The sequence below is a fragment of the Rothia sp. HMSC069C04 genome, assembly GCF_001812895.1.
Taxonomy (GTDB): Bacteria; Actinomycetota; Actinomycetes; order Actinomycetales; family Micrococcaceae; genus Rothia.
The window spans coordinates 218086-239854 of record NZ_KV810742.1 but is presented as its reverse complement, the minus strand read 5'-3'; the positions used below and the strand labels follow the sequence as shown (position 1 = coordinate 239854).

Sequence of the window (21769 nt, the reverse complement as noted above, 5' to 3'; positions counted from 1 at the left end):
GAATATGAAGGAAGCGTTTAGCGGCACAGAACGGAACGAGGGATAGAGCAATGAGCCAGCGAGCAAACCAGCAGACCCGGTCGCACTCTACGAGTTCCACTGCACCCGCTCAGGGCGCTACCGCCTCCGATGCGCCGCGTGGCGCCGCTAAGGAAGCCCGCACCTCCCTGATGAAAAAGGCTAGTGCCCTTTTCTTCGGCGTGGGCTTGAACCAGCGCCACCCCGAGCGTGAACGTCAGGCGCAGGCTCGCCGTGAGGAGCGCGCCCGCCGCCGCGCCGCAGCCCAGCAGGGCAGTGAAGAAGGCGGATACGACGCCCCCGTGGCGGCTCATATGTTCTCCGGTCGTAGCTTCCTGACTACTGTTGTGGTGGGCGTGATTGCGCTCGGTACCGCATACCCGGTGGTCACCTACATTGACCAGGATCGGGAAATTAAGCAGATCAACGCGCACATTTCCCAGTTGCAACAGGAGAACGCCCAGCTGAAGGCGGAGCAGACCTGGTGGAACGACGACAACTACGTTCGCCAGCAGGCACGTAGCCGCCTCTACTATGTGAACCCCGGCGACACCCCCTACGTGGTCACCGGCATTACCGAGGACTCCACGAAGGCGGACGGTACTTCTGCGAATGCGAAGAACGCCCCCGAGGAAGCCTGGACCACGAAGGTTTGGAATTCTCTCGAGAAGAACTAGCCCCAGCTGCCGGCAGGAACCCCCGCCCTGGCAAGCACCCGGCATAAGCGGACGAGGTGACCCCTCGTTCCAGAAACTTAGGATTATGAGCACCGAAAACACCATTGAAGAGCTGAAGGCACGCACCCCCGGCGGCTTCGGCGTAACTGTTGAAACCCTGACCCCCACCGAGCAGGACATCCGCGTTCTCTCCGCGCAGCTGGGCCGTAAGGTCCGCGACGTGATTGAGATTCCGGCACGCTGCGTGTGCGGTAACCCGCTCGTGGCTGCTACCGCGCCGCGCCTGAGCAACGGCACCCCCTTCCCGACCGTTTTCTACCTGGCGCATCCGGTGATTACCGCTGCGGCTTCCCGCCTGGAGGCGGGCGGCCTGATGTACGAGATGACCGACTCGCTGGCTGAGGACGCCGACTTGGCGGCACAGTACGCTGCCGCACACGAGAACTACCTGGCTGAGCGTGAGCGCATCCGCCTGATCAGCGGCACCGAAGAGGTCCCGGAGATTGACGGTATCTCTGCCGGCGGTATGCCGACCCGCGTGAAGTGCCTGCACGCTGTTATCGGCCACACTCTGTCGGTGGGTCGCGGCGTGAACCCGATGGGTGACCGCGGCCTGGACGCTATCGCCGAGTGGTGGACCCCCGAGGTCTGCTCCTGCGACCCCGCGTGGCGTGAAGAAGCCTAAATATTGATTCTGGTGCGCCCGCATCGTCGTCAGCGACGGTGCGGGCGCATAATAGATAGAAGAAAGAGCGCCGAAAAGCGAAAATTTTTCGCCTGCGGCGCTCGCGTTGCCTTTGGCACTGATTGGTATTGAAGACCTGAAAGGAACCCACCGTGCGCGTTGGTGCGATTGACTGCGGTACGAACTCTATTCGCCTGCTGATTGCTGATTCCACTACTGAGGTGGTGGACGGGGTCGAGAAGACTGTCCTGAAGGACGTTGTGCGTGAGATGCGCATTGTGCGTCTGGGCCAGGGCGTGGATGCGACCGGCTGGCTGGCGCAGGAGGCGCTGGACCGTACTTTCGCTGCGGCGCGTGAGTATGCGCAGCTGCTGAAGGAGCACGGCGCTGATTCGGTGCGTTTTGTGGCGACCAGTGCGACTCGCGATGCGGGTAACCGTCAGGTGTTCGTGGACGGTATCCGCGAGATTCTGGGCATTGAGCCCGAGGTCATCAGCGGTGATGAGGAAGCTGCGCTGTCCTTCGCAGGCGCGGTGCGCGCTGTCGGTTACGGCGATGGCGACACCCTGGTGTTCGACCTGGGCGGCGGTTCGACTGAGTTTGTGCTCGGCGACGAGTCGGGTGTGAAGGCTTCCCGTAGCGTCAATATTGGTTGTGTGCGCCTGACTGAGCGTCACATGCTCAGCGCTCCGGCGACCGAGTCGCAGATTGCCCGCGTTGAGGCTGATACTGACGAGGCTCTCGACGTGGCTCGTAAGACGGTTCCCCTGCAGAATGTGCGCCGCGTGGTGGCTGTGGCTGGCACCGCGACCACTGTGGCTGCCGCTGCGCTGGGCCTGGACCGCTACGATTCTGAGGCTATTAACGCTCAAAGCTTCTCCGTAGAGACCGTTCAGAAGACCGCCCGCTGGTTGGCTTCGCTGAGCCGAGCCGAGCGTGAGGAGCTCGGCTACATGCACCCCGGCCGGGTGGATGTGATTGGTGCCGGCGCGACGATTTACGCTCGCATCCTGACCCGTCTGAATGAGATGACTGATGGTGCCGTGGATTCGGTGACCGTCAGCGAGCACGACATTCTGGACGGTATCGCGCTGTCCCAGCTGTAGGCTTGAGCGCTCGCGCCGTGAACCGATGGTGGTTCACGGCGCGGCTCAGCTTGAGGAGTTTTAATGGTTCGTTCTGAGCGTCGGCGAGGTATACCCCTGACCGGCTGGTCTGTTGCGCCGTCTTTCGCCTGTGCGTCTCGTGTATTTGGTGTGCGCGCCTCGGTTGGTTCTGACCGAGGCGCTACTTGCCGCATCCGTAAGGGTGCAGCTTTGGGCGCCAGTGCCGCGTTGACTCTTCTGCCGTTGTGGACCCCGCTGGCGCCTGCTGCCTGGGCGACGGACCCGACTCCTTCCGCTTCTGCGTCTCCGAGCCCTAAGAGGGAGGTGACTGCGACTCCTTCGCCGTCGGCTACTGCGGTGCCGAAGACTTCTGCGACTCCGAGTAAGGGCACGTCGACTACGAATGGTGATGATGTTCGTCAGCGTGAGTATTGGCTGAAGGAGTACGGTATTACGTCCTTGTGGTCGCAGGCTACGGGTAAGGGCGTGACGGTTGCTGTGATTGATACGGGCGTGGATGGTACTCACCCGGATCTTGAGGGTAATGTTCTGCGTGGTTATGACGCCTCGGGCGTGGGTAGCGAGGACGGCTGGAAGGGCCTGGGTGCTGAGCCGATGCACGGTACGGAGGTCGCTTCTCTGATTGCCGGTCACGGTCACGATACGCAGGGCTATTCTGCGATTGCGGGTCAGCCGGGTAGGCCGACCGGTGTGATTGGTGTGGCTCCCGAGGCGAAGATTCTGCCGATTTCGCTGAATATGGGTACGACCGGTGGTAAGAGTATTGATGAGCAGATCCCGGCGGCGGTGCGTTATGCAGTCGACCACGGGGCTCAGATTATTAACATGTCGATTGGCTCGAATAAGACGAGCTGGCCGCAGAGCTGGGATGAGGCGTTTGCCTATGCGGAGCAGAAGGGCGTGCTGATTGTTGCGGCTGCGGGTAACCGCGGTAGCGGCTTGACGCAGGTTGGTGCTCCGGCGACGATTCCTGGCGTGTTGACGGTGGGCGGTATTGACCGGAATAAGCAGGTTTCTGAGGGCTCGTCGACTCAGGGTATTTCGATTGCTGTGGTTGCTCCGAGTACGGATATGATTGCGGCTGCTCCGGGTAACGGGTACATGCTGTGGTCGGGTTCTTCGGCTGCTGCTCCGTTGGTGACGGGTGTTGCGGCGTTGTTGAAGCAGAAGTATCCGAAGGAGTCGGCGGCTCAGCTGGCTCAGCGTTTGATTGCTTCGGCTGATGATGCTGGCGTGACGGGCCGTGACCCTTTGTATGGTTACGGTATTTTCAATCCGCAGGATGCAATGGCTTTGGCGGCGCCTACGGTGACGGCGAATCCGTTGGGTTCTATTTCTGAGTGGATTGCGGTGCATCGTAAGCGGCAGGTGAGCGATCCGACTCCTAGCGATGCTGCGCCGGTCCATGAGGAGGGTGAGAGCATTGTGAAGGCGGCGGCGCCGGATGCGCGTCGCCCTCCGGAGGATCGTGGCTGGTTGCCACCGGTGATTTTGGCGGCGCTGGTGTTGTGGCTGACGATTATTACGGCTGGTTCTGTGCATCGTTTGCACAGGATGCATGTGAGCGCGGGGCAGGCTGCGCGGATGGCTCGTGCGGCGGCGCATCATCCGGGGTCTCATCGGGGTACTCGCCGGACCTCTCGTTAGTACTGTTTGATGACGTTTTTCTGTTGTACAGTGGCTTTTCTGTTCGCCCGGGGCTGACTTTTGAGTTGGCCCCGGGCTTTATTGTTTGGGTTGGGGGTTCTGGCAGGATAAGCAGTAATAAACGAAAATATCGAACACGCCGCGTAAAAATCAGAAAGGGTGTTTTTGACCGTAACCACCATTAAGGGGTGAACCCCGTTCAGATGCGCAAAACTTTTAACTTAGGGTGCGCCCTGAGACGGCATAAGTGCGAAATTACCTAAACAAAGGCGTAAAATAGAAGATAACAGGTATGTGATAGACAGGCTCGTGCTGCTAGCCACTTCGCGTTGCGCAAGGACTTCCAGAGCGGGCCGCTTTGTTCGTCAGGGGAGCTTTCGGAACGACCCGAAAGTTGCACATACCACCCTACCGGGGCTACCGAACCTCGGTACCTAAAGACTAGGAAGTAACAAAATGGCATTCACTAAGGTGGCACAGGACCGTCCTCGCGTCCTGATCGTCGGTGGCGGCTACGTCGGCTTCACCGTTGCTAAGAAGATCCAGAAGGCTATCAAGGAGACCGGTGGCGTTGTCACCATCGTTGAGCCGAACCCCTACATGACTTACCAGCCCTTCCTCCCCGAGGTTGCAGCAGGTTCCATGGAAGGCCGTAACGCAACTGTGCCGCTGCGCCAGCACCTGCGCGACACCGAGCTGATCCCCGGCCGCGTTCTCTCCATCGACCACGCAAACCGCACCGCTGTAGTGGAGCCCACCGATAACGGTGAGCCCTTCGAGCTGAAGTACGACGAGATCGTCCTCGGCGCAGGCGCTGTGACCCGTGCATTCCCGATTCCGGGTCTGGCAGAGGTTGCTATCGGTCTGAAAACCATTGAAGAGGCAGTTTCTGTTCGTAACTGGGTTCTGGACCGCATCGAGGTCGCATCCATGCTGTCCGACCCTGAAGCACGTCGTCGTGCCCTGACCTTCGTCGTAGTTGGTGGTGGCTTCGCTGGCGTTGAGACCATCTCCGAGCTCGAAGACATGGCACGCGTTGCTGTTGAGCGCAACGAGCGTCTTTCCGTTTCTGACCTGCACTTCGTCATGATTGAGGCTGCACCGCGCATCATGCCCGAGGTTCCCGCAGACCGTGCAGAGAAGGTCGTTGCAGAGCTGCGTGCGCGCGGCATCGAAATCCTGCTGAACACCTCCCTCTCCGACGCAACCGACGGTAACCTGCAGCTGATTAACATGGCTGACAAGTCCCCCGCAGGCGAGATCAAGACCGACACCCTGATCTGGACCGCAGGCGTGGCAGCATCCCCGATGCTGAAGAACACCGACTTCCCGATTGACGAGCGTGGCCGCGTTCGCGTGAGCGCAGACCTGCGCGTCACCGGCGACGACGGCGTGGTTGAGGGTGCTTGGGCTGCAGGCGACAACGCAGCTGTTCCGGATCTCTCCGGTGGCGGCGTGGGCGGCTTCTGCGTTCCCAACGCTCAGCACGCTTCCCGCCAGGCTGTTGTTCTGGCTAAGAACCTGCTGGCTGCTCGCCGCGGCGAGCCCCTGACCGACTACTACCACGAGACCATTGGTGTTGTGGCAGGTCTGGGCCTGTGGAAGGGCGTTGCAAACTTCAAGGGCAAGACCATTGGCGGCCCGCTGGCATGGATCATGCACCGCGGCTACCACGGCTCTGCAATCCCCACCACCGAGCGTACCGTTCGCGTTATGACCACCTGGGCTCTGAACCAGATCTTCGGTCGCGACACCTCCTCGATTCGCCACCAGCGTTCCCCGCGCCTGGCATTCCAGGAAGCAACCGGTACTGCACCGGCACGCCAGAAGGCAAAGCTCTAAAATAGCCTGACTTAGGGGTACGCCCCTGGGATAGCGCATTTGAGATAAAAGCAATGGGCGGTGCGGAAGACTTTGGTCTTCCGCACCGCCTATTTTGCGCCTGGATGCTTGCGAGCTGTCTAGCTTAGCTCCCCACCAGCGCTTTTGCGTGATGCTTGCTGCGGTGGGGTGCGGGGAACTGTTTGAAATGTGTCTCTGCTTAGATTCGGGTGCGTTTTCGTGGAATAATAAATATTTGTGTCCCGGACTGTTCGGGATACGCCCTCATAGTCCAATTGGCAGAGACAGAGGACTTAAAATCCTTGTGTTCTGGGTTCGAGTCCCAGTGGGGGCACTGCATAGACACGCGTAGATGCGCGGTATAGATAGGCGGCGGCTCTTCCCGTAGGGGAGGAGTCGCCGCTCGCGTGTTTGAAGGTTTACATGTCTGGGTTTTTTTGGGGGGGGGGGAAAAGACGATGCCCCCGACCAGTTCGGTTGCCATGGGGATGCCCACCTGCTCGAAGGAAGCGATGGTACCCGTGGGCTCCACTCTCAAAAACGCCCGCATACCGTCTTCTGGAGCCCAAAAACATGAGACCCTATATAGAGACACAGCCACAGACGCACCTCCGCCTGAATGGGGTAGTAGAGTCAGAAAGGCACAGCATGCAGACTAAGCCCTCCATCATTGCCGTCGATATGGATGGCACCTTCCTCACCGACTCCAAAACGTTCGACACCGAACGTTTCTCGCGCATCCTATCCCGCCTGCAGGCGCAGGGCATCCACTTTGTTGTGGCGAGCGGAAACACCTACGCCAAGCTGCGGGACTATATGCGCGGCTTCGAGAACCAGGGTCTCATCTATATCGCTGAAAACGGTGCGTATCTTGCCGATGAGAGTGGCAAGCTTGCCGTGCATCCCTTTCTGGACGAAGATGTGCCGCGCATTATTGAGGTAGTGCAGGGATTGGACCGGATCGGTCTGCTGGTTTGCACCACCGAAGGTATCTACCTGCCCAAGGACCGTTGCGACCAGATTGTGCACATGATTCGCGGCTATTTTGAAGACACCGGTCAGGAGCTTCCCGAAACCCTCACGTTGGAGGACTTTGCGGCGTTCTTCTTCCCCGGCTCGGTCATGGTTGACTCTGTTGAGGATTTTGAGGGCGCACCCATTAAGTTCCCGCTGTTGACTCCGCCTAAGCAGACGCAGCAGTTGAGCGTTTACCTGCGTGAGGTTCTTCCGCAGACCGTCACTCCGATGGTTAGCGGCTTCGGTGCCATTGATCTGGTGCGTACCGGTGTCAATAAGGCGACCGGTCTGGAGGACCTGTGCGAGCGTCTGGATGCTGATCCGGCGGGCATTCTTGCCTTCGGTGACGGTGAGAACGACATGGAAATGCTCCGCTACGCGGGCTGGGGTGTTGCCATGTCTAATGCCCCGGAGGTTGTGCGAAATGCTGCTGATGAGGTGATTGGCTCGAACGAGGAACAGGCAGTTCTGGAGTATCTGGAACAGCTCCTGGACCGTTTGGAAGCTTCGCACTAGACGCTTCACAAAGAGACGCGCAGAAGCCTTTGCATGCGGGGCGGCGCGGGCCTGGGTGAACCTCAGGTAAACACCGCCCTGAAATATTCTGGCAAGGTCGCTAGAAGCCCATGCTGGTAACGAACAGCGCCCGTGAGCACAGAATCTATCCGATATAATTAACAGAATTAGTTTTGTACCCGTTTAAGGAGAGAAAGATGGCGGGAAACCCGCTTCTGAATTCAATGACGAAGAATGTCACTCAGGGTGACTCTCGTTTCGGTCGTTTTGGTGCGCAGCCGCAGCAGACCAGCCAGCAGGCGCAGTACGGTCAGCAGGCACAGTACGGTCAGCAGCAGACCTATGGCCAGTACGGTCAGCAGTATGATCAGCAGGGCTACGGCCAGAACACCTACGGCCAGCAGCCCTATGGCCAGCAGTATGGTCAGCCCCAGTACGGTCAGCAGGCACAGTACGGCCAGCCGTACGGTGAGGCTGACTACGGCGTAGCAGCCCCCACCTACTCGGAGCCCATCCCCGCCGGTGAGCGCCTGACCATGAACGATGTCTTGGTTAAGACCGGTATCAACCTGGGCCTGGTCGCTGTCGGTGCCGCTGTTGCATGGAATGCACCGGTGCTGCTGCTCCTGGGCATGGTTGGCGGTCTGGTCCTGGGTCTGGTGAACTCCTTCAAGAAGAAGGTTTCCCCGATTCTGGTCATGACCTACGCGCTCATGGAAGGTCTGCTACTCGGTGGTCTGTCCGCTGTTGTGGATATGCGCTACCCCGGCGTGGCAGTTCAGGCGGTTCTGGCAACCCTCGTGGTTGCGGGTGTGACCCTGGCTCTCTTCGCCAACGGCAAGATTCGCACCACCCCCAAGCTGAATAAGATTTTCATGATTGGTGCGCTCAGCTACCTGGGTTACGGCCTGGTGTCCATGCTGACCGCGGGTATCTTCGGTTCCTCGCTGAACAGCTTCTCTATTGGTGGTATTCCGCTGGGCCTGGTGGTTGGTCTGTTCGCTGTTGCGCTGGCAACCTACTCGCTGCTGCTGGACTTCACCACCACCTCCGAGGCTGTGGAGGCTGGCCTGCCCGAGCGTGAGTCCTGGCGTCTTGCATTCGGCCTGACCGCTTCTCTGGTCTGGCTGTACGTTGAGATCCTGCGTGTTCTCATGTACCTGGCAAGCATCTTTAGCAACGACTAAAGCTCGTTATGAGGCGGCGGTACCGTGATGGTGCCGCCGCCTTTGCCGCTTTACTTCCCCGATGTATCGAGGCGCAGGGGAGGGGCGCAACAACATCACCACATACCGCCTTCCGCTGGGGCAGCCGAAGCTGCCCCGCGCGGGCGCGACACCGATAACGATTTGGAGACACCGTGAAAATTACACCTATTGCAGAAGAACATGTAGCCGAGGAGAAGCGCGGCTACCGGGTGCCTTTTGCTATGGAAGTTGCTGGTGCTTGGGCGTGGCGCATCATTATGATTGCCGGTGCCGGTTGGATCCTTTGGAAGGGCCTGGGGCACGTCTCCCTGCTGGTTATTTCTCTTCTGGTGGCTCTGCTGCTGGCGGCTCTGCTGAGCCCCGCCGTGATGCTTCTGCGTAAGAAGGGCGTTCGTGCCGGTGGCGCGGCGGCTATTGCCGAAATCGGTATGATTCTGGTGCTCGCCGGTATTATTTCGCTGACCGGTCAGCAGATTCTGCGCGGTTTTGTGTCCATGGCGGATAAGGCGATGCAGGGCTACCAGCAGCTGATTGGTTGGCTGAAGGACCTCGGTTACGAGTTCGGTGCAGACCAGCTGAACCAGCTGCTGGAACAGATGGAGAGTGCTGCAACCAATAACCCCAGCTCCGTGCTGCACGGTGTGTCTCGGGTGGGTTCGACTGCGGCTGAGGTTGCAACCGGCACCCTGTTGACCCTGTTTACCCTGGTCTTCTTCCTGATGGAGGGCGAGCGTATCTGGCTGTTCGTCACCCGCCTCTTCCCGAAGGATGCGCGTGCCGCCGTCAACGGTGCGGGTCGTGCGGGTTGGAAGTCCCTGGGCGCGTACGTGCGCGTTCAGATTCTGGTGGCGGCTATTGACGCTATCGGCATTGGCATTGGTGCCGCAATTCTGGGCGTGCCGCTGGCTATCCCGCTGGGTGTGCTGGTCTTCCTCGGCTCCTTCGTTCCGGTGATTGGTGCTCTCATTTCCGGTGCTGTGGCTGTGCTGCTGGCGCTGGTTGCTCTGGGCCCGGTGCAGGCGCTGATTATGCTCGGTATTGTTCTGCTGGTTCAGCAGCTCGAATCCCACATTCTGCAGCCGCTCATTATGGGTAAGGCTGTCTCCCTGCACCCGCTGGCGGTTATTTTCTCGGTGGCTGGTGGATCCATGATTTTTGGTGCGGTGGGTGCTCTGTTCGCTGTGCCGACTCTGGCTGTGGTCAACGCGGTGGTGCGTTACCTGGCGAACCGTGACTGGGAGAAGGAAGCACCTCGTGAGGAGGAGTTCCTCTTCCCGCACGAGGTGGCTCGCCGCGAGCAGGCTGAGGAGAAGGCCCAGGAACGGCAGGAGAGCGTCAAGAATCTGGCCTCCCGGGTGCCGAGCCGTCAGAAGGCTGAGGAGCCTGAGAACCAGGCTTCCGAGGCTTCGGACTCCTCCGAAGACTAGGGGCCTGCATCGAGCGGGAGGTTTTGGCGTAGGGCACCCCGCCACCCTCGATAACGCACCGCTAACTCGTCCCGGCGATACCGCCGGCCGCGATGCCGTCTACGGCGGTGTCTCGCCAGGGGGCTACTTGCGACCGGGTAGCCCCCTTCGCTGTACCCATCCTCTAAAATGGGATGAGCAATACATCACCATCCCGCGCCCGCGGGACAACGCACCGTCAGAATGGAAAACCCGTGAGCGTAGATCTCGACTCCCTGCCCGTGACCATTACCGATATTGAACGTGCCGCAGAGCTGCTCGAAGGCGTTATTGAACGCACCCCGGTCGCCCATTCGCGTGCCCTGAGCCAGCGCCTGGGTTCCGAGGTGTTCTTCAAGTGTGAGAACCTGCAACGCGCCGGTTCGTTCAAGGTGCGCGGCGCGTATGTGCGCATGGCAAAGCTCTCCGAGGAGGAGAAGAAGCGCGGCGTCGTGGCGGCGAGTGCAGGTAACCACGCTCAGGGTGTGGCTCTGGCTGCTGACCGTCTGGGCATTAAGGCTCGCATTTACATGCCGCTGGGTGCGGCACTGCCTAAGATTACCGCAACCCGCGATCACGGCGCTGAGGTTGAGCTGCACGGCCTGACCGTGGATGAGGCTCTGGCGGAGGCGAAGCGCTACGCCGAAGAGACCGGCGCGGTGTTCGTGCACCCCTTCGACAATGAAGACATTATTGCCGGCCAGGGCACCATCGGTCTGGAAATCCTGGAGCAGGTTCCGGACGTTGACACCGTGATTGTGGGTGTTGGCGGCGGCGGTCTGCTGGCTGGTCTGTCCGCTGCTATCCGCGCGAAGGAGCAGAAGCTCGGTAAGAAGATCAAGATTATTGGTGTTCAGGCGGAGCACGCGGCGGCGTACCCGCTGTCGCTGGCTGCGGATGCTCTGGTGCCGCTAAAGAAGGTTTCCACCATTGCTGATGGTATTGCGGTGGGTCGCCCCGGCCAGATGCCTTTCTCCATCATCAAGGAGCTGGTAGACGATGTGGCGACCGTGAGTGAAGACGATATCGCTCGCGCCCTGATCTTCCTGATGGAACGTAACAAGCTTGTGGTGGAGCCTGCCGGTTCGGTGCCCGTGGCTGCGCTGATGAACGGCAAGCTGAAGGAAGAGTACGGCGACCTGGGTACCGTCGTGTGCGTGCTTTCCGGCGGCAATATTGACCCGATGCTGATGCTGAAGGTGATTCAGCGCGGTCTGTCTGCGGCTGGCCGCTACATGACCGTGAAGATGATGCTGTCTGACCGTCCGGGTGAGCTGGCGACCATTTCCCGCATTATTTCTGAGAATGATGCGAACGTGACCGGTGTGGATCACACCCGTGTGGGTGGTTCGCTGTCCATGGGCGATGTGTCGATTACCATCGACATGGAAACCAAGGGTGTGGAGCATTGCCGCCAGGTGATTTCTGCCCTGGAGGATGCGGGTTTCAAGCCCATCATCGTCTACTAAGCCGATATATTTATTAGCCGACGAACTATAGTGTTGCCTCGAATCGGAAGGGTGGAGGCAACCAGATAGGCGCAAGCAGGCAGACAAAAAACAGTGCGGGGTGCTGACCGTTATAGTCAGCACCCCGCACTGTTTGTTTTAAATCTAGCGCTGTCTCTTAGCCCTAACTTCTTAGCCCAGGTAGGGGGTTGCGGAGATAATCTTGGCGCTCAGTTCCTTACCGTTCGGAGCGGTGTAGGTGACTTCGTCACCCTGCTTAGCGCCCATAATTGCTGCGCCGAGGGGGGACTTCTCAGAGAAGACCTTCAGGTCGCTACCTGCAGGCAGAGTGTCCTCAATTTCGCGGGAGCCGAGCAGGAACTTCAGGGTGCGGCCGGCAACCTCAGCTTCGATGACCATGCCGTGTTCTACCACGCCGTCGTCAGCGGGAGTATCGCCGATGTGCGCGGTTTCCAGCAGGTGCTTGAGCTGCTTGATGCGTGCCTCGTTCTTAGCCTGCTCGTCACGTGCAGCGTGGTAGCCGCCGTTCTCGCGGAGGTCGCCCTCATCGCGTGCCTGCGCGATGCGGTCAACAATTTCCTGGCGGTACGGGCCGGAGAGGTACTCCAGCTCCTGGGTGAGGCGGTCGAAGGCGTCCTGAGTGAGCCAGGCACCGGTGTTTTCAGCCATGCGTGTCCTTTGCTTATGCGCCGGCGTTGCCGGTGCGAAACGAATAAACCCGCTACCGTGTGCCAAAGAAAAGGCGAGGAGGTGGTAACGGAATGAATCAACAGACCTATTCTAGAGCACCGGAGGATTTTCGGCTGTTATGCCGGTCGTATCTTCCCCTCTGAGCACATCTTCGTCGGTACGCACGCCGGTAGCTGAACACTCCGCCAGCATCAGCCTGTTTCATGCCCGTGAATCTGCTGATATGACGGCACGTTTCACGACGTCACACGGCGTCATCTGCGCTAGTGCACCGGCGCTATCCTTGGGTATCATACGAGAAGCTACAACCGTAAAATTTCTGCCGCGTAGCGCTCGCATTTGCGAGTCACAGACACATCACCCCTGGCGCATCACACAAAGGAGACCACCGTGAGCGAAGCCATTGAACAGCTGAAGGCAAACCTGCCGTCTCACCCTCCCGTGGACTCCCTCAAACCGTTGGAGGAGGACTACACCGGTCTGCGCATCCTCGCGGTGCACGCGCACCCGGACGACGAGTCCTCCAAGGGCGCCGGTACCGCCTCGGCGTATATTGCCCGTGGTGCCCGCTTCATGGTGGCGACGATGACCGGCGGCGAGCGCGGTGACATCCTGAATGAGGAGATCGATAAGAGCCCGCGTGCGCACCGCGACCTGCCGGGTCTGCGCCGCGCTGAGATGGCGGCTGCCCGCGAGATTATGGGTATTGAACACCGCTGGATTGGCTTCTTCGACTCTGGTCTGCCCGAGGGCGACCCCATGCCGCCGCTGCCCTTCGGTAGCTTTGGCACCATGCCCCTGGACCGTGCCGCCGCGCCGCTCGTGCGTCTGGTGCGTGAGTACCGCCCGCACATCATCATCACCTATGACGAGAATGGTGGTTACCCGCACCCCGACCACATCATGACCCACAAGGTTGCCGTGGAAGCATTCGAGAAGGCAGGCGACCCCGAGGCGTACGTGGGTGAGGGCGAGCCCTGGACCCCGCTGAAGCTCTACTACGACCGCGCATTCAACCCCGAACGCACCCTCGCCCTGCACGAGCATCTGCTCGATACGCACGGTGAGAGCCTGCTGAGCGGCTGGATTGAGAACCTCGCACACCGCGCCTCCTCGGGGGAGGCACCTCGCCACGAGACTACGACCCGCATCCTGGTTCACGATCACTTTGAGCAACGCGATCAGGCTCTGCGCGCGCATGCCTCGCAGGTGGACCCGAACGGCGTGTTCTTCGCCGTTCCCAGCGAACAGCTGAAGGATATATGGCCCTGGGAGGACTACACGCTGGCCGCCTCGCACGCTGAGGTTCAGCTGCCCGAATCTAGCCTGGACGAGGGCCTGAGCGACTACTACGTTATCTAGGCTGGGGCGCATCGCCCCGCGCGTTACAATGATGCCCTTCACCCACGATATGAGTCGTAGGTGAAGGGCATCAACTATTATTAGGTGCGCGATGCGTGTAGCCCCTGTACACAACCCCGGATGCCGCCACCAGATGCCACAAATTTTGAGCCGATTCTCAGCCCAACCGTGATGCCGATTGCCGCGAAGGTACGGCGCGGCGGCGTAGAATAAGAGCTTGGACTCTTTCGTTATGAGCCCGCTGAATTATCTGCCACGACAGCCGAATGAGGTATGAGCTATGAGCGCCAACGCCCTGCCCGTGATTACTGTGCACGGCCACGCCAGCAACCCCGGCACTGTCACTGAGCCTACCGTCTATGAGCAGGCTCTGGCGCGCTCGCTGAGCCCCGAATCCCTGCCGGCACATATTGGAGTGCTGGTGGACGGTAACCGCCGCTGGGCGGCTCAGCGCGGCTTGAGCACCCGTGAGGGCCACGCCGCCGGTGCGGAGCGAATTATTGATTTTCTGGCGTGGTGTACGGAGCTGTCGATTCCGCAGGTGAGCCTGTACATGCTCTCCACTGAGAACCTGAAACGCCCCGAGAAGGAGCTGACCGGTCTGGTCGCTGTGATTGATGCGTTCCTGGTGCGTCTGGTGGAGTCCGCCTGCGGTCCGGTGCGCGCCATCGGCAATATTGATCTGATTCCTCGTCAGCTGCACGAGCGCCTGGATTGGGCGATTGAGCAGACTGCGCACCTGCCCGGTGTTCGCGTGAACATTGCGGTCGGCTACGGCGGCCGCCAGGAGATTGTGGACGCGGTCAGCTCGGTTCTGCGTGAGGCCGCCGCTGAGGGCGCATCCTTGGAATCGCTTGCCGAACAGCTGAGCGTGGAGGATATTTCTTCGCACCTGTACACCGCCGATATGCCCGACCCGGACCTGCTGATTCGCACTTCGGGCGAGCAGCGCCTGTCCGGTTTCATGACCTGGCAGAGCGCGTATTCTGAGTTTTACTTCTGCCGCGCCCTGTGGCCGGATTTCACACGCGTTGATTTTCTGCGTGCCCTGCGGGATTACGCGAACCGTTCCCGCCGTTTCGGCTCCTAGAACTTATACGCTCTAGCACCGGTGGTGTTGGCCTCTCGGTTCTTGTCTCCCCGGCTAGCAGCCTCCGGTAGTACAGCCCCCAGCATTACAGAATGGACGTTCTATGCTCGCTGAGCTTTCCCGCCTCTACAGCGCAGGCGGCGCCTCCGTTATTGCCGCTCTGGTGCTCGGCAGCTACCTGCTGTATTTTTTGTGGTGCACCCTGCGACTGTGGCGTATTGACGTGCGCGAGCACCGTCTGCCCCACCGCATCCTGATTCCTCTGGCTATTGCCACCTATACGGCTCTGCCGGTGTCTTTGCTTTTTGCCGGTCGCCCCGCCGATATTTGGCGCGTGATTGGTGCCGGTCTGGCGCTATGGCTCTGCTACGGGCTTCTGCGTATCCTGTCTTTCGGTGCGCTGGGCCGCGGGGATGTGAAGCTTGCTGGCATTCTGGGCGGCGTGCTCGGGTACCTGTCCTGGGCGAATCTTGGCTGGGCGTCGCTGGTGACGTTCCTTGCCGGTGGTCTGGTGTCTTTGGCCCTGGTGCTGTTCACGAAGGCGCGCGGTAGCACCCGCATTGCCTTCGGTCCGTTTATGCTTCTGGGTGCGCTGGTGGCGTTGGCGGCTCCTGCGTATTCTCTGTGGTAGATTCCGAAGTAGGGTGACCGTCCGGCTAAGTGGCGGGCTTGTTCTGTGTGCGGCTCGCGACTGTTCGCTCTGCTCTCTAGCACCTATTCCCGGTAGATTTGCCGGGGCGTTTGAAAGGTTGATGTTATGCCTACTCCTCCCTATATCCGTAAGCTGCGTGAGCGGATTGGTTCGGATTACCTGTGGCTGTCCGGTGCGACGGCTGTGGTGTACCGTGAGCAGGATTCTAAGGTGCTGCTGGTGCGCCGTAGCGATAACGGGGCGTGGACCCCGATCACAGGCATTGTGGACCCGGGGGAAAGCCCCGCACTGACCTGCCTGCGTGAGGCGCAGGAGGAGGCGAACGTGCGGATTGAGGTGCTGGAGTTGGCGCAGGTGAAGGCTGACCCGCCGATGCAGTTCGGTAATGGTGACCGCTGCCAGTTTTTGGATCATACGTTCTTGTGTCGCTGGGTTTCTGGTGAGGCGAAGGTGAACGACGAGGAGTCTTCGCAGGTGCGTTGGGTGGATGTGTCTGACCCGGCGGAGCGTGCGTTGCTTTCGGAGCGGATGCTGGACCGTATTGATGCGGCGCTGAACTATGACGGTCACTGCCGTTTTGGTTTGGAGTCGGTGCCGCCGGAAGAGTACTAGACCGGCTGCTGGGGCTGAGTAAAAGCCGCCGATTGAGGCGTGCATATACAGAAGGAGGGGCGACCCGCCGTCATGGCGAGTCGCCCCTCCCAGTATTTTTATGACAGTTTGTTACATGTTATTGGGTGGTTCTTCCTGTTTTTCTGTGGGAGTGGGGGACTGGAACCCTAAAGGCTGCCGTGGTTTTATTTTGTTTTTGTCTTTTTTACCTTAAGTTGTGCCTGTGTTTCGAGTTATGAGTGGTGTACATGAGATGCTTTATATATGACACGGGTTACATTGGGAGTGACGGCCCCGTATTAGTCAGTAACCCGAGAAAGATTCGTTCACGTGATGTTCTGGTGAGCGTAGTCGCTTTCCTTTTACTCTGCCTATAAATCTTTAAGGCATGCCATTTTTCTGTGAACTAGGCTCATTGTGTTCATCGCAATTCTTGGTCGCTATTTTGATGCGTCCTGGAAGGAGCAAAGCATGACAACACATAAAATACCCTGGAGAATCTACGTAGCCCTTATTGGCTCTCTGGTGGGTACAGGAATATATTCCTTCGCCCTACCCATTGCGATTCTCGCTAGTACAGGCGAAATTGGGCTGGCTGGCGTAATGGCGGTAGCCATGCAAATCCCCAATATCGCCTTGGCATATCCACTAGCAACCCTATCGGATAGTCTGCCTCGAAAACCTATGATTGTGATTGCCGGGGCAGTAAACATCCTCAGCATCCTTACCTTGGCGTTGATGATTGAGCAGCATATGCTGTCATGGTTCGCCATCGCCGCACTAGGATTTGTGAGTGGTGTCTTCTCTGAGCTGGCTGCTGCCTCAGAAGCAGGATATATTCCGCAGCTTCTCGGACGAGAAAACCTTCTTTCGTATAACGCACGTCGTGAAATTTGCGAGGGAATATCCGCAATCATTGCGCCCCCTACAGCAGGATTTATTGTTCTTGTTGCAGGCTCAACGGTCGGTCTTATTGTCCCGGTGCTCCTTTTCGGGGCGGCAACTATTTCATACGCAACGTTGCCATCCGTAGAGATGGAAACTAAAACTGAGCAACGCGAAACCGCACAACATGGGTTTATTCACCGGATGTTCGACGGCATCCAATACATGTTCTCCGGCGCCCCGCAGAGACTTATCCTTGTCTACACGTTCTTCTTGGCGGCAGCTACAGCATCATATTCACTCATCATTATTTACCGTCTGTACGAGGAACTCACTTTTGAAGCCTCAGTGGTAGGCATGATTATGGCCTGCAGCGGTATCGGCGGTATCGTCGCGGCACTCATCATCGATCGTTTCCTCTCTTTTGAGAACACGCGAGGAATGCTACTGGTCGCCAACGTCGTATCCCTGCTCGGAATACCGCTCGTCACCGTCAGCAATAACCCCGTAGTTCTCGGAGCCCTGCTCTTCATCCTGGACGTAGGATGGGCATCAGCTTTCATCTTCTCCGACAATCTGCGTGACTGCATTACACCGAATGAGCTACTGGGGCGTGCCAGCTCCCTTGACGGTGCCGTGTTTGGGCTAGGAACGCTGTACTCCATGGGCGCGGTAGCACTGATGCTTGACCATCTCGGCTCCTTCAACGCTGCGCTTGTCGTCAGTATCCCGGCTGTACTCTGCCTCATCTACACGCTGGTCCACTATAAACAGTTCAAAGTGTTTAATATCGTTGAACAATAGCGAGAACCCGCTACCAACTCATTGACGGAGCAGAGAACACATACAGAGGGAGGGGCGACCCGCCGTCATGGCGAGTCGCCCCTCCCTCTATGGTTAAGCCGCGAACCTCAGCGAGGTGCAGGCAATTGAGGTGCTGGAGCTGGCGCAGGTGAAGGCTGACCCGCCGATGCAGTTCGGTAATGGTGACCGCTGCCAGTTTTTGGATCATACGTTCTTGTGTCGCTGGGTTTCTGGTGAGGCGAAGGTGAACGACGAGGAGTCTTCGCAGGTGCGTTGGGTGGATGTGTCTGACCCGGCGGAGCGTGCGTTGCTTTCGGAGCGGATGCTGGACCGTATTGATGCGGCGCTGAACTATGACGGTCACTGCCGTTTTGGGTTGGAATCGGTGCCGCCGGAAGAGGACTAGCCAAGCGAGGGTTGCCCTCCGCCCTGCGCGAACGAGACCCGACTTTATGCCAAGTTGATACACCCTAAGTGTTATAAAAACAAGACCTTCTTTGACGAGGAAAGAGTGCTATTCTGAGGGGATACACAGCGTTCCCCCATCGGGCCGTTGCACCCCGTGGAACGCCAACGAAAGAGGGTAATTATGAACTTGGCAGAACAGATTGTCGCACAGCTCGTCGAGGCCGGTGTCACGCGTATCTACGGCGTGGTGGGCGACTCCCTGAACCCCATCGTGGACGCAGTGCGCGCCTCCGGCGGCTCGAAGAACGGCGGTATCGACTGGATTCACGTGCGCCACGAGGAAGCCGCGGCCTTTGCCGCAAGCGCCGAGGCCCAGGTGACCGGTAAGCTGGCCGTGTGCGCCGGCTCGTGCGGTCCGGGCAACACCCACCTCATCAACGGTCTCTACGATGCCAACCGCTCCCACGCTCCGGTGCTGGCGATTGCTTCCCACATCCCCTCCGGCCAGATTGGTAGCGGATACTTCCAGGAAACCCACCCCGAGCGCATCTTCGAGGATTGCTCGGTCTACAACGAGATGGCAGTCTCTGGCCACCAGACCCTGCGCATCATCAACTCCGGTATGCGTCACGCTATCGCCCGCCGCGGTGTGGCCGTCGTATCGATTCCCGGCGATATTGCCATCCAGGATGCCGTTGACCACGTGCCCGCATGGGGCGACTACCGCCCCGGCACCATCGTCCCCGATGAGACCACCGTGCGCGACCTGGCCGATCGCATCAACGCGGCCAAGAAGATTTCGATTTTCGCTGGTGCCGGTGTGGCCGGTGCACATGATGAAGTCGTTCAGCTGGCCGACCGTGTCGCGGCTCCCGTGGGCCACACGATGCGCGGTAAGGAGTACATCCAGTACGACAACCCCTTCGATGTGGGAATGACCGGTCTGTTGGGCTACGGTGAGGCCGCAGAGGGTATGAAGGACTCCGACCTGATGCTCCTGCTGGGTACCGACTTCCCCTACGACCAGTTCCTGCCCAACGTGCAGACCGTTCAGATTGACCGTGCCGGCGAGGTGTTGGGCCGCCGTACCAACGTCGACCTGCTGATTGAGGCTGACGTTGCCGCAACCCTGAAGGCCGTTCTGCCCCTCGTGCAGCGCAAGAGCGACCGCTCGTTCCTGGAGAAGCTCCTGAAGAAGAACGAGAAGATCATGACCAAGGTCGTCGGCGCCTACACCCACAACCCCACCAAGGGCAAGATTCACCCCGAGTACGCCGCATCCGTGCTGGATGAGCTGGCCTCCGATGACGCCATCTTCACCGCGGACACCGGCATGTGCAACGTGTGGACCGCCCGCTACATCACCCCCAACGGCAAGCGCCGTCTGCTGGGTTCCTTCCTCCACGGCTCCATGGCGAACGCCATGCCTATGGCCCTGGGCGCCCAGATTGCCGAGCCTAACCGCCAGGTCATCTCGGTCTCGGGTGACGGTGGCCTGTCCATGATGCTGGGTGATATTCTGACAGCGGTCATGTACGATCTGCCGCTGACCATCGTGGTGTTCAACAACTCCACCCTGGGCATGGTGAAGCTTGAGCAGCTGGTTCAGGGCTTCGAGGACTTCGGCGTGGATGTGCCGCTCGTCAACTACGCCGACATCGCAACCGCCGCTGGTTTCCAAGCTCAGCGTGTTGAGAAGGCTGAAGACCTGGAAGGTGCGCTGCGCAACGCCCTGGCTCACCGCGGCCCCTCCCTGGTCGAGATCATTACCGACCCCAACGCTCTGTCGATGCCGCCCGAGGTCGAGGCCAAGCAGATCGTTGGCTTCGCCACCTCGCTCTCCAAGATTGCGCTGAACCGCGGCGCAGCGGAGGCCGTGGCAATGGCTCGCTCGAACCTGCGTAACATGTCCGCGTGGAGGCAGTTCAGCTAGTCCGTAAGGGATGCTTAACGCTACCGGAGGGGCCCGTCGAAAGGCGGGCCCCTCCGTCGTATCTACTACCTTTGCGCACGTGGGAGGCAAGACGAACATAAGAAATCGGGTGTGACGATACCGTGGGAACAGTAGCGCCACACCCGATTCTGTATGCGGTGTGATCAGACGATTTGGATTAGAAGTTGCCCAGCATCTTGGTGACGTCCAGAACCGCATCCAGCTGCTCCTCAGTCACTTCGCCGCGCTCCACATAGCCCAGAGCCACAACTGCCTCACGGACAGTCACCTTGTGAGCCACCGAGTACTTAGCAATCTTCGCAGCAGCCTCGTAACCAATCAGCTTGTTCAGCGGGGTCACGGTCGACGGCGAAGCCTCAGCCAGGAAGCGGCAACGGTCAACGTTAGCGGTCAGACCGTCAATCATCTTCTCCGCCGAAACGCGAGAAACGTTAGCGAGCAGGCGAATCGACTGCAGCAGGTTAGCAGCCATCACCGGGATACCCACGTTCAGCTCAAACGCGCCGTTAGTGGAAGACAGAGCAATGGTTGCGTCGTTACCGATAACCTGAGCGGCGACCATGATGGTAGCCTCACAAATCACGGGGTTGACCTTACCGGGCATAATCGAGGAGCCGGGCTGCAGATCGGGGATGTGCAGCTCGCCCAGGCCGGTGTTCGGGCCCGAACCCATCCAGCGGATGTCGTTGCTGATCTTCATCAGGCCGTATGCCAGGGTGCGCAGCTGACCGGAAACCTCAATCAGGCCGTCACGGTTAGCCTGAGCCTCGAAGTGGTTACGAGCCTCGGTCAGGGGCAGGCCGGTCTCCTCAGCGAGCAGCTCAATCACACGAGCGGAGAAGCCGTCCGGGGTGTTAATGCCGGTACCCACGGCAGTACCGCCCAGGGGAACCTCAGCCACGCGGGGCAGGGAAGCGTTCACACGCTCAATGCCGTAACGCACGGTTGCGGCGTAGCCGGAGAACTCCTGGCCCAGGGTGATGGGGGTTGCGTCCATCAGGTGGGTACGGCCCGACTTCACAACGTCCTTGAACTCTGCAGACTTGCGCTCCAGGGACTCAGCGAGCACCTCGAGAGCGGGAATCAGGTCCTTCACCAGAGCCTCGGTCACAGCAACGTGCACGGAGGTGGGGAAGACGTCGTTGGAGGACTGGGAAGCGTTCACGTGGTCGTTGGGGTGAACCTCAATGCCCTTGGACTCCAGGGAACGGGTTGCCAGGGTTGCCAGAACCTCGTTCGCGTTCATGTTCGAGGAGGTACCGGAACCGGTCTGGAAGACGTCAATGGGGAAGTGGGCGTCGTACTTACCGGTTGCTACCAGATCCGCTGCATCGCGGATAGCCTGGGCGCGCTCAGCGTCGAGCACCTTGAGTTCCTCATTGGCGGTCGCGGCTGCCTTCTTCACGAGGGCAAGCGCACGAATATGGGCGGATTCGAGGGTCTGACCCGAAATCGGGAAGTTCTCGACTGCGCGCTGGGTCTGTGCACGGTAGAGTGCATCAGCCGGAACGCGAACTTCGCCCATGGTGTCATGTTCAATGCGGTATTCAATGTTTTCAGCCATATCTCTAGGATAGGCGTTCAAAGTGGCTTACGTCGCCTCGAAAAGGTGTCAAAAGAGGAAAAACGCTCATAAATTTTGAGGCGTGAGAAGGCGCGTA

Annotated in this window: 18 protein-coding genes and 1 tRNA gene; 17 read left to right on the top strand and 2 right to left on the bottom strand. The window is 59.4% G+C overall.

The window, feature by feature from the left end; all coding sequences use genetic code 11:
• The first annotated feature begins 50 nt into the window (after positions 1-50).
• The 10 genes from HMPREF2879_RS06105 to ilvA all read left to right on the top strand — a co-directional run bounded on the left by HMPREF2879_RS06105 (position 51) and on the right by ilvA (position 11651).
• The gene (locus HMPREF2879_RS06105) at positions 51-695 is read left to right on the top strand and encodes a septum formation initiator family protein (protein ID WP_070600587.1); all 645 of its coding nucleotides are present in this window, start codon (positions 51-53) and stop codon (positions 693-695) included.
• An 85-nt stretch (positions 696-780) separates the two neighbouring features.
• Positions 781-1380, top strand: a complete 600-nt coding sequence (locus HMPREF2879_RS06100) for a DUF501 domain-containing protein (protein ID WP_049341514.1) — start codon at positions 781-783, stop codon at positions 1378-1380.
• Positions 1381-1532: 152 nt separating this feature from the next.
• Complete coding sequence (locus HMPREF2879_RS06095) at positions 1533-2486, top strand: Ppx/GppA phosphatase family protein (protein ID WP_070635034.1); 954 nt, start codon at positions 1533-1535, stop codon at positions 2484-2486.
• Positions 2487-2549: 63 nt separating this feature from the next.
• Positions 2550-4154: a S8 family peptidase gene (locus HMPREF2879_RS06090; RefSeq protein WP_070635033.1), complete on the top strand. Its 1605-nt coding sequence runs from the start codon at positions 2550-2552 to the stop codon at positions 4152-4154.
• Between the two features lie 456 nt (positions 4155-4610).
• Positions 4611-5996 carry an NAD(P)/FAD-dependent oxidoreductase gene (locus tag HMPREF2879_RS06085; RefSeq protein WP_049352115.1) on the top strand — a complete coding sequence of 462 codons (1386 nt, stop codon included), beginning with the start codon at positions 4611-4613 and terminating at the stop codon, positions 5994-5996.
• A 260-nt stretch (positions 5997-6256) separates the two neighbouring features.
• Positions 6257-6330, top strand: a tRNA-Leu gene (locus HMPREF2879_RS06080).
• Between the two features lie 314 nt (positions 6331-6644).
• Positions 6645-7529 carry a Cof-type HAD-IIB family hydrolase gene (locus tag HMPREF2879_RS06075; protein WP_070635032.1) on the top strand — a complete coding sequence of 295 codons (885 nt, stop codon included), beginning with the start codon at positions 6645-6647 and terminating at the stop codon, positions 7527-7529.
• Positions 7530-7726: 197 nt separating this feature from the next.
• Complete coding sequence (locus tag HMPREF2879_RS06070; RefSeq protein WP_044150729.1) at positions 7727-8716, top strand: Bax inhibitor-1/YccA family protein; 990 nt, start codon at positions 7727-7729, stop codon at positions 8714-8716.
• Positions 8717-8889: 173 nt separating this feature from the next.
• Positions 8890-10164, top strand: a complete 1275-nt coding sequence (locus HMPREF2879_RS06065; RefSeq protein WP_049358313.1) for an AI-2E family transporter — start codon at positions 8890-8892, stop codon at positions 10162-10164.
• Between the two features lie 233 nt (positions 10165-10397).
• Entirely contained in the window at positions 10398-11651 is a 1254-nt protein-coding gene (ilvA, locus tag HMPREF2879_RS06060) for a threonine ammonia-lyase (RefSeq protein WP_049341524.1), read from the top strand.
• Between the two features lie 171 nt (positions 11652-11822).
• On the opposite strand, the gene greA is transcribed toward ilvA, so the two are convergent.
• Positions 11823-12320 (bottom strand): transcription elongation factor GreA, encoded by a 498-nt coding sequence (greA, locus tag HMPREF2879_RS06055; RefSeq protein WP_049346797.1) that lies wholly within the window; start codon positions 12318-12320, stop codon positions 11823-11825.
• 411 nt (positions 12321-12731) lie between these two features.
• Here greA and mca point away from each other — a divergent pair, with 411 nt between their 5' ends.
• From mca to HMPREF2879_RS06020, 7 genes are all read left to right on the top strand, one after another.
• Positions 12732-13703 (top strand): mycothiol conjugate amidase Mca, encoded by a 972-nt coding sequence (gene mca, locus HMPREF2879_RS06050; protein WP_070635031.1) that lies wholly within the window; start codon positions 12732-12734, stop codon positions 13701-13703.
• A 280-nt stretch (positions 13704-13983) separates the two neighbouring features.
• Positions 13984-14793 (top strand): polyprenyl diphosphate synthase, encoded by an 810-nt coding sequence (gene uppS, locus HMPREF2879_RS06045; RefSeq protein WP_070635030.1) that lies wholly within the window; start codon positions 13984-13986, stop codon positions 14791-14793.
• A gap of 103 nt (positions 14794-14896) precedes the next feature.
• Positions 14897-15424 (top strand): prepilin peptidase, encoded by a 528-nt coding sequence (locus tag HMPREF2879_RS06040; protein WP_070600600.1) that lies wholly within the window; start codon positions 14897-14899, stop codon positions 15422-15424.
• 126 nt (positions 15425-15550) lie between these two features.
• A complete protein-coding gene (locus HMPREF2879_RS06035; protein ID WP_070635029.1) occupies positions 15551-16057 on the top strand; it encodes an NUDIX hydrolase in 507 nt (168 codons plus the stop codon).
• 417 nt (positions 16058-16474) lie between these two features.
• Positions 16475-17746 carry an MFS transporter gene (locus HMPREF2879_RS06030; protein ID WP_246822918.1) on the top strand — a complete coding sequence of 424 codons (1272 nt, stop codon included), beginning with the start codon at positions 16475-16477 and terminating at the stop codon, positions 17744-17746.
• 115 nt (positions 17747-17861) lie between these two features.
• The gene (locus HMPREF2879_RS06025; protein WP_246822917.1) at positions 17862-18152 is read left to right on the top strand and encodes an NUDIX hydrolase; all 291 of its coding nucleotides are present in this window, start codon (positions 17862-17864) and stop codon (positions 18150-18152) included.
• A gap of 183 nt (positions 18153-18335) precedes the next feature.
• Positions 18336-20087 carry a pyruvate dehydrogenase gene (locus tag HMPREF2879_RS06020; protein ID WP_049350049.1) on the top strand — a complete coding sequence of 584 codons (1752 nt, stop codon included), beginning with the start codon at positions 18336-18338 and terminating at the stop codon, positions 20085-20087.
• 178 nt (positions 20088-20265) lie between these two features.
• Here HMPREF2879_RS06020 and HMPREF2879_RS06015 read toward each other — a convergent pair whose 3' ends face one another.
• Positions 20266-21672 carry a class II fumarate hydratase gene (locus tag HMPREF2879_RS06015; RefSeq protein ID WP_070635027.1) on the bottom strand — a complete coding sequence of 469 codons (1407 nt, stop codon included), beginning with the start codon at positions 21670-21672 and terminating at the stop codon, positions 20266-20268.
• Between the last annotated feature and the right edge of the window lie 97 nt (positions 21673-21769).

Excerpts from the sequence above, each read along its gene's own strand:
- HMPREF2879_RS06105 (WP_070600587.1), top strand. The coding sequence starts at position 51 with ATGAGCCAGCGAGCAAACCAGCAGACCCGGTCGCACTCTACGAGTTCC.
- HMPREF2879_RS06100 (WP_049341514.1), top strand. The coding sequence starts at position 781 with ATGAGCACCGAAAACACCATTGAAGAGCTGAAGGCACGCACCCCCGGC.
- HMPREF2879_RS06090 (WP_070635033.1), top strand. The coding sequence starts at position 2,550 with ATGGTTCGTTCTGAGCGTCGGCGAGGTATACCCCTGACCGGCTGGTCT.
- HMPREF2879_RS06085 (WP_049352115.1), top strand. The coding sequence starts at position 4,611 with ATGGCATTCACTAAGGTGGCACAGGACCGTCCTCGCGTCCTGATCGTC.
- HMPREF2879_RS06075 (WP_070635032.1), top strand. The coding sequence starts at position 6,645 with ATGCAGACTAAGCCCTCCATCATTGCCGTCGATATGGATGGCACCTTC.
- HMPREF2879_RS06070 (WP_044150729.1), top strand. The coding sequence starts at position 7,727 with ATGGCGGGAAACCCGCTTCTGAATTCAATGACGAAGAATGTCACTCAG.
- greA (WP_049346797.1), bottom strand. The coding sequence starts at position 12,320 with ATGGCTGAAAACACCGGTGCCTGGCTCACTCAGGACGCCTTCGACCGC.
- uppS (WP_070635030.1), top strand. The coding sequence starts at position 13,984 with ATGAGCGCCAACGCCCTGCCCGTGATTACTGTGCACGGCCACGCCAGC.
- HMPREF2879_RS06040 (WP_070600600.1), top strand. The coding sequence starts at position 14,897 with ATGCTCGCTGAGCTTTCCCGCCTCTACAGCGCAGGCGGCGCCTCCGTT.
- HMPREF2879_RS06035 (WP_070635029.1), top strand. The coding sequence starts at position 15,551 with ATGCCTACTCCTCCCTATATCCGTAAGCTGCGTGAGCGGATTGGTTCG.
- HMPREF2879_RS06020 (WP_049350049.1), top strand. The coding sequence starts at position 18,336 with ATGAACTTGGCAGAACAGATTGTCGCACAGCTCGTCGAGGCCGGTGTC.
- HMPREF2879_RS06015 (WP_070635027.1), bottom strand. The coding sequence starts at position 21,672 with ATGGCTGAAAACATTGAATACCGCATTGAACATGACACCATGGGCGAA.